Genomic DNA, 14,192 nt, shown 5'->3' with positions numbered 1-14,192 from the left:
TTGTTCTTAAAAATAAGCCTTCAGCTGCACGCTTCCCGTATGCACGGTGCTTGCGGTTTCTGAGTTCCGGCCGCTGTAGCTTAAGTTCAGGTCTATAAAATTGGTGACTTTTTTCTGCAATAATAGATTCCAGGTCAAATTCTTACCCGGTTGCAAACCTTCCAGCATTTGAAAACCTACCGGTGAGAAAGCCTGACCTTCAAAATCATTATTGACATAACGCAACTCACCATTAATTGCATATTTCTGCCCGTTGTTGAAGCTCCAGCCCAGTCCTAAATTTTGCTGATCCAGCGTGGCGGAATCGTTGATTTGATTATCCTTACGCTGGTATTCGTAAAAAAGATCCACCCGATTGCTCTCACCGAATAAGTAAGACACTTGAGGCTTCAATAAATCCTCGTCGATTTTGAAGTTTCTATTTGCAAAATTCTCACTGCTGCTAGCGTTAAAACCAGTTTGTCCGTTGAAGGTAAACAGCCAACTTTCGGCTATTTTGTGGAGAAAATTGATCTGATGGCTTTCGAGCTCTGACTCAATACTGCCTATGCTTTGCAGGTTTTCAGTTGTCGTACTTAAATAAGTATAGTTAGTCGTATAGCGCTGTTTGCCGCGATTGAAAAACAAGCTGTTTCTAAAACTCAAATTCAATCCCAATTGATCACCGCTATCATCAAACGGGTTCAAATCAAATTTCTCCCCACGTCGCACTACTTTGCGATCGATCAAATAACTGGTCTGGTTGTAAAATTGAGAGAGTACTTTCTTATAGCCTTCCTCGCTGGACCAAGAAATAGGGTTCAAAGTGATGGTCTGGCTGAATTTATTTTGATGAATGGGTATGAACACCTGGTTAGGCAGTAAGATTCTCACGTAGCGCGCTTGATCCTGAAATTGCGCCACCTCAAACTCATTTAAATCTTGAATGCCATCTCCATTATAGTCGATCCAGGTAAAAGTTCCCTGCCCTGGATTCACTTCCAAATACGTAAAATCTTGTCTAGGGATAGTCCCGCTATTGGTTTCATAGGTAGTATTCCATAAGACTTTACTCCCATAAAATCGCCGCCCATAAATCACACGACTGTTGAGAGATACTTCGTTTTCCACATCGTTGTCCTCACTGGAAAGCACACGGTAGTTTGCAAAAACCTGCAGACTTTGCACCTCATCTTTAATAGGTTGTGATTTTACGTAATAAGTGTTTGACGTATTGACCCGTTGCAAATTATTTGCTCTCAAACTATCGTTTACCCGGTAACGATAACCCACCTCAACAAATGTCACCGTGGAATCTCCACGACCCGCAAACACTTCATATTCCGTAAATCTTTGGGATAGGGGCGTGAGTATTCCCGTCGCTTTATTTTCTTGTTCATTATCCTCCAGATTCAATCGTGCTCCTGCCCAATTCTTATTAAATCGCTTGATAACTGATGCCGCTGCCCTGTTAAAAGTGGACTGTTGTGTAGAGGAGTTTGTGGTAAGTACGCTTCCGCGAAAGCGTGACAACCATCCATCCCTATGCACCTTTCCAGCTATATTATGCCGATTCCCATTGTACCGGTCTGCAAATTCTAAATGCTGAAATGAATAGCTTGCGGCTATGGTAGTATCTCTATTGTATTCCAAAGCGCCGGTTGTAAACAACTGGTCACCTATGGTACTGTCTAGGTTCCAATCCCGATTGAATTCAATATTATAAACGCGCTCTACGTTCCGGAAATCAGACCGTATGTAATCGGTATTCAGACTTACTTTAAGCGCTTGTAAACTATCTTTTTTAAACAATTGCTGCTCCACTCCTATTTTTGCTGCTACTCCAGTGTTGTTATCATCGTCAAGAGGAGAGAATCGGTTGAGGTCGTTGTTACTGGCCGCCAGCTCTGTAAATACAGTGGTGGTATTTGTAGGCTCATAATTGGCCTTGACACCTGCAATCGTCAGAATTTCAGGAGCAAATAATTGAACAACAGGCTCATAATCTCCTTGAGGCACACCATTGATGGGTGCACGGTATTCATAGATATTAGAAATCGCCTGATTGTTGATCAATACATAATTGCCCTGATTAGCTCCTACAAAACTAAATCGAACATTAAAAAGCTCCTCTTGGGGATCTTGTGAGAAAATAAATCGAGGAACACCATTCACCACCCGGCGCACATACTGTATCCGATTCTCAGAAAAATCTGCTGGCACAGCGCTAGGTGCAATGGACTGCTCTGGATCGTCACCAGCATCAACAAGTATGGCAATTTGCTCTTCGCTTAGGTTTTGTTGCAGGGGTTGATTTTTTGCATCACTTTCTGTGTAAACGTATGAGTCAATTTGAAGTTTTTCATTCTTGAACCCGCCATTAACATAACCTATAAAACGGGTAAAATTTCGATCGCTGTATTGGTATTCGATAGAAATACGCATCTCGCTGGTGATAGGAAAAGTCGGGTTGAAGCGCACTTCGCCCGCATTGTAGTCGACTATATAATCGGCATTTTCACCACGGGTAAGCAATACACCGTTAACATAAACCCGTTCACTACCTGATATCACCAAAATAAACAATTCGCCTTGCTGGCCTACCAGTTTATAAGGTCCTTGATTCCCTTCTTGGCCTGTAAACCGGCTCGTATTAAAGGTTCCTCGAACTAATGCTCCTGCTGCGCCCGCATAACCGGTAGATTCCTCGCCGTTGAACTTTATAGCGCCAGCGATTCCTTGCACTCTTTTGGTAAAATTATTGAATTGATATCCAGATTGCATCAAGTCTACATCACCTGCTCTTATATTCCAATCATCACTGAACAGCTCAATAAATATCTGATCAAATTCATCCAGCCGCTGGGAATATCCGTTTTGGGTCTGTGGAACATTAGCATCTTGAATCGAGGCTCGCAGCGATACTTTATCAGATAACTTCCCAACAATGCGCAAGTCCAGCTCTGAATCTACCACGCTGTTTTGGTTGTTACCCACTCGTATCCCACGGGTTATGCTACCGCTCACTTGGAGCCCATCAAAGGGCACAAAATTATTTTTATTAGTGGTTTTGCGCAGCTCAACCAATTGTTCTTGCTGGCTATTTTCTCCTAGAATGATAGATGGATCGTAGAGCTGATAGGATTTGGTGAGGAAATCGGCTAGCGGTAGGTATTGAACATCGATGCTGTCTGTAGTGATGAATCGTTGTTCTTTTATAATTAGAAAAGCCTTAGCATAATCCACGCGATATAGAGAGGTGTCAATGGGGACACCTTTCTTGTCCTGAATTTTAAAAAAGCTGGGGTTAACGCTTAAGTTGTGAAAGCTAATGGTGTCCTTTACTGCAAGGCGTTTCTTGACGGTACCAGAATATTCTTGGGCGCTCGCAATCCAGCTACAACACATTAAAACTATAAGTAGCTTCCACCTCATCTATTGATACAACAGTCCAAACTCAAAAATATTTTAAATGTTTGGGTTTATGGTGGGTATGGCTTTGTAATACCTATATAAGTTCAGTAAATTCGACTATGACATTATTTTAGGCCATTCTATGATCAAAGCATCACATATTCTAGCCACACTTTTACTACTATTTTCTTTGAATTCTTGTAATAAGTCAGAACAAATCAAATCAATATTTTTAGGTGATATGGAATTGTCACAATTCCGCAATATTGATTTCGAACAACTTCAAAAAACCATTGATGCAAGCAGTGGTATTAATGATCCAATGGATATTTTAAAGATGTATCCCCATGAAGTTTTAGAATCTAGCCCGGAAACAATGACTATCACACAATTGTATAAAAGTAAATTCGGGAATAATATTCTTTTTTATAAGCGAGAGAATTTGAAAGACGAATCCTATAAAGGAATCACCATCTGGATGGAATACGATACTTCAATCAATGGAAATATTGAGATAATTGAATTAAAAGAGTCGTATCTGTGTCAAGATGGTCACGGCGGACAAGAATGGTCCGCAGAACCTTGTAACTAATAAATTAAGCGTAAATAGTTTGCAGGTTATTGCGCTGATTTTTGGAGTCCCTCTTGGAATAATCTCCAGCATAGTTCAATCGCTAGTCTTCAATCCGAAAAAACCTTATGTGTATTGATTGACTTTTTGGTTTAGTCAAGGATAAGCTAGAAGTAACTGCAGGTGTGAAAACTTTTCAGCTCCTAGTTAATCATCGTGAGCAAATGATAAACTCTTTAAGTGTTAAACAATTAGAATAAAAGTTCCTTAAGCCGCTCAACCACTCGATCACAATCTACCGTATCCATTACCTTCTCATAACCTTTAGGCACTTTGTTGCCGTAAATGGAAGTAGGAATTAATGGGAATTGCTCGAGGTTTGGTGTGATTTGGTTTTCTTCTGGTTGTAGAAAAGGCGCGAAGCCAGCGTGGGGATGCGTATTACCCCAAATGGTTATCACGGGTATTCCATACATGGCTGCAAGATGTCCGTTGCCACTATCCATGGAAACCATGGCGTCTAGATTAGAAAGCAATTGTAACTCTTCCTTAAAACTCATGCGCCCTGCCATATTGAAAACGTTGGACATAGTCCCTGCAACAAGCTCTAGCTCCTTAGCTTCTGCTGCTCCACCACCGAATAGCAATACTTTCACGTTATCTATATTCATAATCGCCGCAACTAATTCCTTTGCTTTTTGGAGCGATAATGCCTTGGCATCATGAGCCGCAAATGGTGCCAAGCCTATCCAGCGGCATTCGTGATCTCCAATCAGGCTATGAGCTTTTTGCGGTATGGCTTGTCTAGACAACACATCAGACATTGCAACATGTACTGGCAAGCCTAAATCTTCAAAAACACGTTGATACCGCTCAAAAGTAGTGGGCAATGGCTGAAAAAAATGGGGGTCATTCACCAGTCGTTTTTTCTCTTTACGGCCTTTATCAATAACTGCTTTTGAAAGTCCTCCTAAAAAAAGTCGCAAGATTTTTGTGCGCAGTACATTGTGTAAATCGGCAATGGCGTCGGGTTGGTATTCATTAATTTCTTTGGCGAGTCGCCTTAATCCTAAAATACTTTTGTGTTGCTCATTAACTGCGGCCTCTATCAAGGTAATTCCCGGTATGTGCTGTAAGATGGGAAAGAACCGCTTTCGCGAAAGCGAAATTAGTTCAACCTCAGGATACAACCGGCGCATGGCTAGTAAAACCGGTACGGTCATCGCCACATCTCCCATTGCGCTAAGGCGCAGGACTACTATTCGTTGTGGCTTTTGCATCTTATTTTCTAGAACGCAATACGGGATTCAGCTCATCGTCGTTATACATCTTCATTTGCTTGTACACTTTCATGTATTTTTTGCCATTAGAGATGTCTTCTAACAGCTGGTCAAGAGCTGTGGAAAGATCGATGCGTTGTTCTAATAAGATGTCTAATTTTGACTGACAAGCGGCCTTATGCGCCTCACTAGCATCTGTGCGGTTTGCTTCTTCTTCCATATGGAATACTTTAAGCGCTAGAATCGAAAGACGATCTACCGCCCATGCCGGACTCTCTGTGTTGATGGTCGCGTTGTCCTTTACAGCAACGTCATTATATTTCTCTAGGAAGTAGCTATCGATGTACTCCACCATATCCGTACGGTCTTGATTACTGGCATCAATTTTACGCTTTAAAGTAAGTGCAGCAACAGGATCAATATTAGGGTCTCGAATGATGTCTTCATAATGCCATTGTACGGTATCAATCCAGCACTTGCGATACAACAGGTGTTCTATCAAGTGTGTGGTGCGATCGTATGGATTTTCAAATGCTTGATCAACGGTATTTATAACGTGATAATCTTTAATAGCTTTTTGAAAAATGGTGTTCGCCTCTTTAGAAAACATAGGTAAAATTTAAAGTGCAAATATAAAGTTTCTCGTGGGAGTTATCCCTGAGTCAATAGCGCCAGCACAATCAACAATGCAGGCAACAAAAAAATAAACTCTCTAAATCCTCTATGGTAAATGTGCTCTAACGCTCGTACTTGAAAAATCGAAATGACTGGAATGAGCAGTAAAACAAAATGAGCATCACCAACCAGCGCCAAGATTAAAGAACAAACGCCGGCAATCACCAAAACGGAAAATCGAGGTCGTACTCGCTGCTGGATGTCAACCAGTTTTATAATATAAATCACAAACCCAATAACAGCCGTAGCACATAAGAACCAAGCTAACAGATCCGAGGGGTTCCACTCTTTGAGTAGTCCATTAAAACCATATTCTGAACGGTAAAAAATCCGGGTGAGGATAGGTTGTTCTAAAAATATCTCTAAGGTAAAACTGATGACAATCACGCAAACCACAGCGATGATGGGAATAGCCCAGTGGCGCCATTTAGTCCGGTCAAACAAAAATATAGCTGTAAAGACCGCAAGAAAATAGATGGCCATATATGGCTCAAGAAGTGTCGCAATGCTGATCCAGAAAGTCCCATCAAATATCTTGCGTATGGTACTCGTTCCTGTCTTAAGACTCATCAAACGGCGTAAAGCAAGTAAAAAAAGGAGCAAGCATACCGCAAGCTTCCATTCAACAATCCCTACAATCACACTCAAAGTCAGCATAGTGTAGGCAAAAAGACCATAGGAATTCTGCCCAGTAAGTTCATTTTTCAGGATAATGAATTGAACTAAAAGCAAGGCAAATGGCAATATCAAACCTATGATCGCATAACTCCATTGCCAGTCGCCGTTAAGCAGCCACAATAATAAAATACTTGTAGGACCTAATAACAAGATGCCTACTAAGTAGTGAAAGGGTTGGGAAGAGCTAAAAAATCTGGAGAGCATATTAATTTTTCACTATTTTTGCAGTCTTAAAGCAAGTTAAAGCAATGAAAGATTTATTTGAGGCGATTGCCTACTTATTCGAAGAAATCCTAATGGTTCCATTCAATATGTTGAGGGAGTTGGAATTAGAAAACTGGTGGTTAGCTAACGCTTTTACTTGGGTTGCTATTATCGTTTTAGTTGTAGCTGTATGGTACTGGATGAAGCAATTGCGCATTTTTGACCAAAACGACGAGGAGGACCGTTCTCAAACGGCCCACTCTTTCTTGAAATAGGTTTATAGGTCAAACCCTATATCTCTTCTATAATACATCCTATCAAAATGTAGTTTTTCTGCATTTTCATAGGATTTTTTTACGGCTTCTTGGAACGTATCCCCAAAGCTAGTTACTGCCATCACACGACCTCCAGCAGTGATTACCGTATCATCTTTCGATGTGGTGCCAGCGTGAAAAACGATACTTTCTTGTACCTTTTCTAAGCCTGTGATTTCCATGCCTTTTTCATAAACCTCTGGATAGCCACCTGCGACGAGCATGACTGTGGCAGCACTGCGGTGGTCTATGGTTACTGTTTCTAGGTGGAGTTCCGCTTTCGCGAAAGCGTGGAAATGAGAAAGCAAGTCGCTCGTCACTCGAGGCAGAACTACCTCAGTTTCTGGATCTCCCATCCTCACGTTGTATTCTATGACCAAAGGCTCGCCGTCAACGATCATCAAACCAATGAAAATAAAGCCTTTATAAGTGATATTTTCTTTCTTTAAACCATCCACCGTTGGTTTAATGATACGTTCTTCTATCTTTTGCATCAACACCTCATCTGCAAAAGGAACTGGAGAAATAGCGCCCATACCGCCAGTGTTGAGTCCAGTATCTCCTTCTCCAATCCGCTTGTAATCCTTGGCAGTAGGTAACACCTTATAGCTGTTACCGTCTGTCATGACAAAGACGCTCATCTCAATGCCGTCTAGAAACTCTTCAATAACCACCTTATTTGAGGCAGCACCAAATTTCCCGCCTACGAGCATTTGCTCGAGAGATTCCTTGGCCTCATCAGCATCTGCGATGATCAACACTCCTTTCCCACCTGCAAGCCCATCCGCTTTCAACACGTAGGGTGCTTGAAGTGTATCGATGAATTGCATTCCTTTTTTGAGAGTTTCTTTTGTGAAACTCTCAAAGGCCGCCGTAGGAACCTTGTTGCGCATCATGAACTCTTTAGCGAATTCTTTTGATCCTTCTAGTACGGCGCCTTCTTTTGACGGCCCAATCACGTTCACATGGCTGAGTTCCCCATCTTCTTGGAAAAAATCATAGATCCCTTCTACTAATGGCGCTTCTGGCCCCACGACAAGCATTGTGATTTCCTTTTCTATTACCGTCCGTTTAATTTCCTGGAAGTCAGTAACTCCAACTGGTAGATTAGTTGCTATAGTTGCTGTGCCTGCATTACCAGGGGCAACATACAAGTCGTTAAGTAATGGACTGCTAGCAATGGATCTGGCAAAAGCATGCTCGCGGCCGCCGCTACCTAAAATCAATACGTTCATAGGATGGTTATTGAGAAAGCAAAAATAAAAGTTTTACTTTGCTATGGACGCTCAATCTCAGTTTAAATGCCACTACCCTATTTTAGAAAATCCCTGCAATGGCAAGGCTATGATTTAAAGAAGGCCACACAGCTGCTTGATGATGTTTCCCGCTGGAGTGTTGAACGCTTATTACAGCAACGCCAGGAGATTCTAGAGCACCATTTCAAATTCAACGCTTTCTACAATACTCATGTCCCTGACAAAACAATTGGCTGGAACGATTTGCCCATTCTCACTAAATCTGATTTGCAACAACCACTGCACCAGCGATTGAGTAAAGGGTATACCGTTAGAAATGTTCATAAAGGCAAAACCAGCGGTTCCAGCGGGCATCCTTTTTCTTATGCTAAGGATAAATTTTGCCACGCCATGACTTGGGCGACTTTTGATCAAGCGTACCAACAACAATCTATTGACCTAGATCATTCCCTAGAAGCTCGATTTTACGGAATTCCCTCAAAAGGTTTAGGCAGGGTGAAAGAGCAATTCAAAGATTTTGTGGGCAATCGGCACAGGTTTCCCATTTTTGATATGAGTAATGTTGTTTTGGAAGGTTACCTCGAAAATTTTCGCAAGAATAAATACGATTACATCAATGGGTATACCAGCAGTATAGTATTGTTTGCCAAATACTGTCAAGCCCATAATATAATTCTGAAAGAAGTTTGTCCCACGCTTAAAGCCTGTATCGTTACCAGCGAAATGCTATTTGATGACGACCGCAATTTGCTGGAAAAAGTGGTGGGCGTTAACGTGATCAATGAATACGGCAGCAGCGAGACTGGACTGATTGCTTTACAAAATCAGGAAGGACAATTCGTTGTAAACACTTCAACATTGTTTGTTGAAGTAGTGAATGACGCTAATCAACCCTTAGAAAATGGAAGCATCGGCAGAATTTTAATCACCGATTTGTTTAACAAAGCGCATCCATTTATACGCTATGAAATAGGTGATCTGGGAAGTATTAGCGTTGAAAACGGTAAGCAAGTCCTCCAGCAACTACAAGGCAGAACCAGCGACATCGCTCGGCTTCCCAATGGAAAAGTGATTCCCGGATTGACATTTTATTATGTAACAAAAAGCGTAATCAATGATCAAAGTACAGTCACTGAATTTGTGATTGTTCAAAAAGAGCCGTTGCTATTTCAAATACAATATGTTGCTAAAGCTGAGCTCACACAAAAAGAACAGCGACAGATTCAAAACGCCATGGCAGATTATGCGGATGCATCAATTGTGGTAGCATTTGAAAAGCTAGATCAACTGGATCGCAGCAAACGTGGCAAATTGAAGCAGTTTGTGACTGAGGTAGATGAGGTTTAAATAGTTTTCCTCATGGCATTCTTAATAAAAAACTGCTCATAGAAAAAAAGAGTCATATACCAGCAGCTTTTGAAGATGCTGTAGCCTAAGTGCGTGCGATACACGGAGTAATTATATTTAATCAAATCCAGCTTTGAGGCAGATAATCCTGCTCCCAGTCGGTAACTTGCTAGTGGTTCTTGAATCCCAACTGCTGGTCCCGCTATTTTGAGCACGTCTAGCCACATTGCCCAATCTTGTCGTTTACGAATGGAACTGATCTTCACTTTTCCTATTAAAGACGCGTCGTAGATTCCCGTGAGATTCCCTAGGTAATTGGTTTTGTGGAGTTTTTCAAAAGTTAATTCTGGAAAAACATTATGAATAGCTATAGGTTTTAAATAGTCTTCTTCAAATATCTCGTAAGCCGAGTAACAAACTGATTTGCCACTAAGTTTTAAAGCGTTTATTTGCTTAGTTAACTTTTCTGGCTTCCATATGTCGTCAGCATCTAGAAAAGCCATGTAACGGCCTGTGGCAAGCCCTAATGCTTTATTTCGGGTGACGCCGGCGCCGCTGTTCTTCAAGTTTTGGTGAAGGATGAATTTGGTGTCGTGTTGTTGGTATTGTAGGGAATACGCTTTCGCGAAAGCGAAACTCTCATCATCACTCGCATCGTCCACGATGACGATTTCTAGAGGCCGATAGTCTTGTTGCACGATGCTGTCCAGCGTTTCCTTAAGTGTCCTGTGGTTGTTGTAAACTGGAGCTATGACAGAAACGAGATCCATCTAGTACGCTTTTTCCTCACCGGTGAATACGTTGAGAGCGGTTTTAAAGATAATGCGCAGATCCATCAATGTACTCCAATTCTCTATGTAATAAATATCGTTGCGCACGCGGCCCACGATATCCTCTTCAGTCTCCACCTCACCACGATAACCACTTACCTGGGCCAATCCTGTAATACCTGGTTTTACAAAGTGTCGCACCATAAATTTATCGATGCGCTCAGCATACATGTGCGTGTGGCTTACCATATGAGGGCGCGGTCCTACCACGCTCATGTCGCCCTTGAGCACATTGTAAAATTGCGGTAGCTCATCAAGGCTGGTCTTGCGTAAAAATTTACCAACATTGGTAATCCTTAAATCGTTCCTGGACACCTGATGCAAGTGAGCTGTTTTATTAATGACCATGGAGCGAAACTTATAACACTCGAATTCTTTATAATCCAGTCCATTGCGTTCTTGTTTGAAGAATACGGGACCCTTAGTTTCTAATTTGATCAACAAGGCTAGGATGGGTGTGAGCCAGGAAAGCAATCCAACGATAACCAATAATGAAAATGCGATATCAAAGGAACGTTTAGCCAGCTGATTCACTGGATCGTCTAGTGGAATCTCCCGCAAAGACAAGATTGGGGTCTTCCCGTAATAATCGTACTTGAGGTGTTTAGAAAGAATGGTGTCTGGGTTGGGTAAAAATTTTAAAGTGCGCAGGTTATTGTCTGCATAGTCTGTCAGTTCTAATAAGGCATCGTTGTCCAGTTCCTTAACTGAGCAGAAAATCTCATCTATATTGTTTTCTACAATGAACTGTTTGATCTGATCTAGACTGTAATTAGGTGATTTGACGTCAAAAATATTTTGCAAGCGATAACCATAGTCTGGATGCGTCTCAAAAAAACTTTTGAGTTCCATGGTTTCCTTGTTTTCTCCTATCAAAACAATATTGCGGAAGTTACCGCCTAGATAGCTGCGGTAATTTTTGAAGATGTAGTACACCGTGATTTTAACTAGGGCAATGGTGGTAAACACCACACCTATGTATTTGAAAACATAGCCACTTGTGCTATCAATCTGATAATAGTACCCGAAAAACGCAAAAACAACTAGTATGAAAAACACTAATTGCTTGAACAACTTGCTTATGAGTGTGGAAAGCTTTGTGTTTCTATGAATTTGATAAAAACCTAATTGCATAGACACTACGATCCAGCAAATTCCTATAAAAATGGAAAAGGAAAGTGTGTCAAAAGTTTGCTTAAAGAAAAAAGCGGTACTATAGATAATAATCGCCAGATCAAACACATAAGAAATGGGTCTGATAAGACTGGAATACCTTCCATCGCGATAGCTGATGCTATCTTCTGCTGTGTTCGCTAAAGTCTTTGTGCTCACTTTTTTTCAGTTCTTCTGGAGACAGCTGTTTAAAGTAGTCATAGGTTAACTTCATGCCTTCTTTACGCCCAACTTTAGGCTCCCACCCTAGAACTTCTCTAGCTCTAGAAATATCTGGTTGGCGTTGCATGGGGTCGTCCTGTGGTAGTGATTGATATACTACCTTTTGGTCGGTTCCTGTCAAATCTATGATTTCTTGAGCAAAGTCTTTGATAGAAATCTCATGTGGGTTCCCAATATTCACTGGATCTGAATAATCACTTAATAGCAATCTATATATTCCTTCTACCTGATCGTCCACATAGCAGAAGGATCTAGTTTGAGAACCATCACCAAATATCGTTATATCCTCACCTCTCAAGGCTTGCCCCATAAATGCGGGAATGACCCGACCATCGTTTAAACGCATACGTGGACCGTATGTATTAAAGATACGAACTATCCTAGTTTCAAGCCCATGGTACCTGTGGTAGGCCATCGTCATCGATTCCTGGAATCGTTTAGCCTCGTCATATACACCTCGTGGGCCTATGGTATTGACGTTTCCATAATATTCTTCCGTTTGCGGGTGAACTAAAGGGTCTCCATAGACTTCTGAAGTAGATGCAATGAGCAACCTGGCTTTTTTAGCCATTGCTAGACCTAATAAATTATGAGTTCCTAGAGAACCTACCTTGAGCGTCTGTATAGGGATTTTCAAATAGTCAATAGGACTAGCAGGTGAAGCGAAATGCAAGATGTAATCCAACCCCCCAGAAACATGCACATATTTTGAAACATCATGATGATGAAATTCAAAGCCTTCATGAGGGAATAAATGCTCAATGTTTTTTAGATCACCAGTAATCAGATTGTCCATTCCTATGACATGGTATCCTTCTTTAATGAATCGATCACATAGGTGAGATCCTAAGAAGCCCGCTGCTCCAGTGATAAGTACTCTTTTTTTCATTTTGGTACTGTATTAAGCGCCTTTTGCAAAGATACGTTGAAAGAAAAACCAAGCTTTCAACTTATTTATTGATGGCTTCCATTATTTTTTCATGAGATAATAAAAGCGGTAATTTACGTGTGGTTTTAAAGTTAATTACAAACAAAAAGCTTGTGAATAATGAAAAGTACATAATCCCACCTTGCCGTTCCAAAATATTTTCTGCAAGCATCCAGACCGCAAATAGAATTGCAAGGGTAATTGCTAAATGATTCTTGACATTTAATGAAATAATGGACAAAATGAATAGGGAGCCTAGAAACAAAGTCAAGCCAATAAATCCTACATTTACTATGATACTAAAATATTGATTATGTGTATTGTAAGATCGGTTTGCCAAATCTTTATTGACTGTGGATAAGCATTCCTGAAGCTCTGCCTTTCCGTCACCTATTCCATATCCTATAAAACCAGCTTCCGGAAGCAATAGAAATGTGCATTGATTTACGTCAGACCTAACAGTACTAGTGTTACGTATTGAGGCTTCATTTTTGACAATCAGTAACTCTGAAAAGCGGTCTGCAATTTTAGGTGAGAATATTATTGTAGCAATCAATAGGGTCAACATTGAGGCGAATAAAATCCATAACTTCCATTTGTTAGTCAGAATGGATATTATTCCAAAGCTCAAGATACTAGCTATGAGACCTGCCTTAAACCCTAAATAAAGTAAGATTATAAATAGAGATGCTAAAATGATAAAAGCCACTATAGCTTTCCAAAACTTTTTTGAAATATAAAAAAGGTAGGTGGCAAACAAAACTGCAATGGAGAGATGATAGCTTAAATACAAACTATCCATGCCATACAAGAGTTTTAAGGAGTGATAAAATCCTCTTGGTGCATTGAATAATTCTACCAGAGTGTGATCTGCTAAGAGTTGAACCGTAGAAATCCCAATCAACAAGCCTACTGCAGCTATGTAGGTTTTTAAATAATCCTTTAAATGGGTTCTACAAAAATTTAATTGTTCAGTAGAGAAGAAGGAAAATGCGAGCGGTATTGCAATTAATGGTAATGCAGTGCTTATTTTTTTAATCGCATACTCGAGATTTTCCGAATAGGTTAGACTTAGCAGGTAAACAAAAAACAAAGTCGTACTCAAAAAATAAAAACTGGTCAAGAAAGTTTTATTTTTCCTTTTCACATAAGAGACGAAGCTGCTTGCTAAAAACAAAAAAATTAAGACGCTGGAAACAAAATGCGGGATCACGGGCATTGCAAATAATAGAAACAACCCGTACATGGGCGATTTATCTACATAAGACAATCTAATTATTTTTCCCGCTTCCATAATTATCAATGCGAAGATGGAGAAATT

12 protein-coding genes are annotated in these 14,192 nt (G+C 40.6%); 3 read left to right on the top strand and 9 right to left on the bottom strand.

Features of this window, described 5'->3' with window-relative positions:
- Positions 1–6: 6 nt before the first annotated feature.
- Positions 7–3,387: a hypothetical protein gene (locus NMS_RS04225; RefSeq protein WP_231862359.1), complete on the bottom strand. Its 3,381-nt coding sequence runs from the start codon at positions 3,385–3,387 to the stop codon at positions 7–9.
- A 148-nt stretch (positions 3,388–3,535) separates the two neighbouring features.
- On the opposite strand from NMS_RS04225, the gene NMS_RS04220 reads away from it, so the two are divergent.
- Positions 3,536–3,985 (top strand): hypothetical protein, encoded by a 450-nt coding sequence (locus tag NMS_RS04220; RefSeq protein WP_041495572.1) that lies wholly within the window; start codon positions 3,536–3,538, stop codon positions 3,983–3,985.
- Between the two features lie 230 nt (positions 3,986–4,215).
- Here the strand turns inward: NMS_RS04220 and NMS_RS04215 are convergent, their stop codons facing one another.
- Genes NMS_RS04215 through NMS_RS04205 form a run of 3 tightly spaced genes read right to left on the bottom strand, consistent with a single transcriptional unit; the run spans position 4,216 to position 6,801 of the window.
- Complete coding sequence (locus NMS_RS04215; RefSeq protein ID WP_041495571.1) at positions 4,216–5,244, bottom strand: glycosyltransferase family 9 protein; 1,029 nt, start codon at positions 5,242–5,244, stop codon at positions 4,216–4,218.
- Position 5,245: 1 nt separating this feature from the next.
- Positions 5,246–5,854: a DUF4254 domain-containing protein gene (locus NMS_RS04210; RefSeq protein WP_041495569.1), complete on the bottom strand. Its 609-nt coding sequence runs from the start codon at positions 5,852–5,854 to the stop codon at positions 5,246–5,248.
- 41 nt (positions 5,855–5,895) lie between these two features.
- Positions 5,896–6,801, bottom strand: coding sequence for a hypothetical protein (locus NMS_RS04205; protein WP_041495568.1), 906 nt, complete (start codon positions 6,799–6,801; stop codon positions 5,896–5,898).
- A gap of 44 nt (positions 6,802–6,845) precedes the next feature.
- Here NMS_RS04205 and NMS_RS04200 point away from each other — a divergent pair, with 44 nt between their 5' ends.
- Positions 6,846–7,076, top strand: a complete 231-nt coding sequence (locus NMS_RS04200; RefSeq protein WP_041495566.1) for a DUF6341 family protein — start codon at positions 6,846–6,848, stop codon at positions 7,074–7,076.
- A 2-nt stretch (positions 7,077–7,078) separates the two neighbouring features.
- Here NMS_RS04200 and purD read toward each other — a convergent pair whose 3' ends face one another.
- Entirely contained in the window at positions 7,079–8,350 is a 1,272-nt protein-coding gene (gene purD, locus NMS_RS04195; protein WP_041495565.1) for a phosphoribosylamine--glycine ligase, read from the bottom strand.
- 66 nt (positions 8,351–8,416) lie between these two features.
- On the opposite strand from purD, the gene NMS_RS04190 reads away from it, so the two are divergent.
- Positions 8,417–9,718 carry a phenylacetate--CoA ligase family protein gene (locus NMS_RS04190; RefSeq protein ID WP_041495564.1) on the top strand — a complete coding sequence of 434 codons (1,302 nt, stop codon included), beginning with the start codon at positions 8,417–8,419 and terminating at the stop codon, positions 9,716–9,718.
- On the opposite strand, the gene NMS_RS04185 is transcribed toward NMS_RS04190, so the two are convergent.
- The 4 genes from NMS_RS04185 to NMS_RS04170 form a co-directional block, all read right to left on the bottom strand.
- Entirely contained in the window at positions 9,715–10,488 is a 774-nt protein-coding gene (locus NMS_RS04185) for a glycosyltransferase family 2 protein (protein WP_041495563.1), read from the bottom strand. The genes NMS_RS04190 and NMS_RS04185 overlap by 4 nt on opposite strands.
- Entirely contained in the window at positions 10,489–11,880 is a 1,392-nt protein-coding gene (locus NMS_RS04180) for an undecaprenyl-phosphate glucose phosphotransferase (RefSeq protein ID WP_231862358.1), read from the bottom strand. It lies immediately after the preceding gene.
- Entirely contained in the window at positions 11,843–12,832 is a 990-nt protein-coding gene (locus NMS_RS04175) for a UDP-glucuronic acid decarboxylase family protein (RefSeq protein ID WP_041495562.1), read from the bottom strand. Before NMS_RS04175 ends, NMS_RS04180 begins: the two co-directional genes overlap by 38 nt.
- A gap of 61 nt (positions 12,833–12,893) precedes the next feature.
- Complete coding sequence (locus NMS_RS04170) at positions 12,894–14,141, bottom strand: O-antigen ligase family protein (protein ID WP_158448956.1); 1,248 nt, start codon at positions 14,139–14,141, stop codon at positions 12,894–12,896.
- Positions 14,142–14,192: the final 51 nt, after the last annotated feature.

Source organism: Nonlabens marinus S1-08, from assembly GCF_000831385.1.
GTDB classification, from domain to species: domain Bacteria; phylum Bacteroidota; class Bacteroidia; order Flavobacteriales; family Flavobacteriaceae; genus Nonlabens; species Nonlabens marinus.
The sequence above is the reverse complement of the archived record's forward strand: the minus strand, read 5'-3'. Positions and strand labels throughout refer to the sequence as shown.

What these genes read in the sequence shown, in the direction of transcription:
- NMS_RS04190 (WP_041495564.1), top strand. Translation starts at nt 8,417, where the DNA reads ATGCCACTACCCTATTTTAGAAAATCCCTGCAATGGCAAGGCTATGAT.
- NMS_RS04220 (WP_041495572.1), top strand. Translation starts at nt 3,536, where the DNA reads ATGATCAAAGCATCACATATTCTAGCCACACTTTTACTACTATTTTCT.
- NMS_RS04175 (WP_041495562.1), bottom strand. Translation starts at nt 12,832, where the DNA reads ATGAAAAAAAGAGTACTTATCACTGGAGCAGCGGGCTTCTTAGGATCT.
- NMS_RS04185 (WP_041495563.1), bottom strand. Translation starts at nt 10,488, where the DNA reads ATGGATCTCGTTTCTGTCATAGCTCCAGTTTACAACAACCACAGGACA.
- NMS_RS04200 (WP_041495566.1), top strand. Translation starts at nt 6,846, where the DNA reads ATGAAAGATTTATTTGAGGCGATTGCCTACTTATTCGAAGAAATCCTA.
- NMS_RS04215 (WP_041495571.1), bottom strand. Translation starts at nt 5,244, where the DNA reads ATGCAAAAGCCACAACGAATAGTAGTCCTGCGCCTTAGCGCAATGGGA.
- NMS_RS04205 (WP_041495568.1), bottom strand. Translation starts at nt 6,801, where the DNA reads ATGCTCTCCAGATTTTTTAGCTCTTCCCAACCCTTTCACTACTTAGTA.
- NMS_RS04210 (WP_041495569.1), bottom strand. Translation starts at nt 5,854, where the DNA reads ATGTTTTCTAAAGAGGCGAACACCATTTTTCAAAAAGCTATTAAAGAT.
- NMS_RS04225 (WP_231862359.1), bottom strand. Translation starts at nt 3,387, where the DNA reads ATGTGTTGTAGCTGGATTGCGAGCGCCCAAGAATATTCTGGTACCGTC.
- purD (WP_041495565.1), bottom strand. Translation starts at nt 8,350, where the DNA reads ATGAACGTATTGATTTTAGGTAGCGGCGGCCGCGAGCATGCTTTTGCC.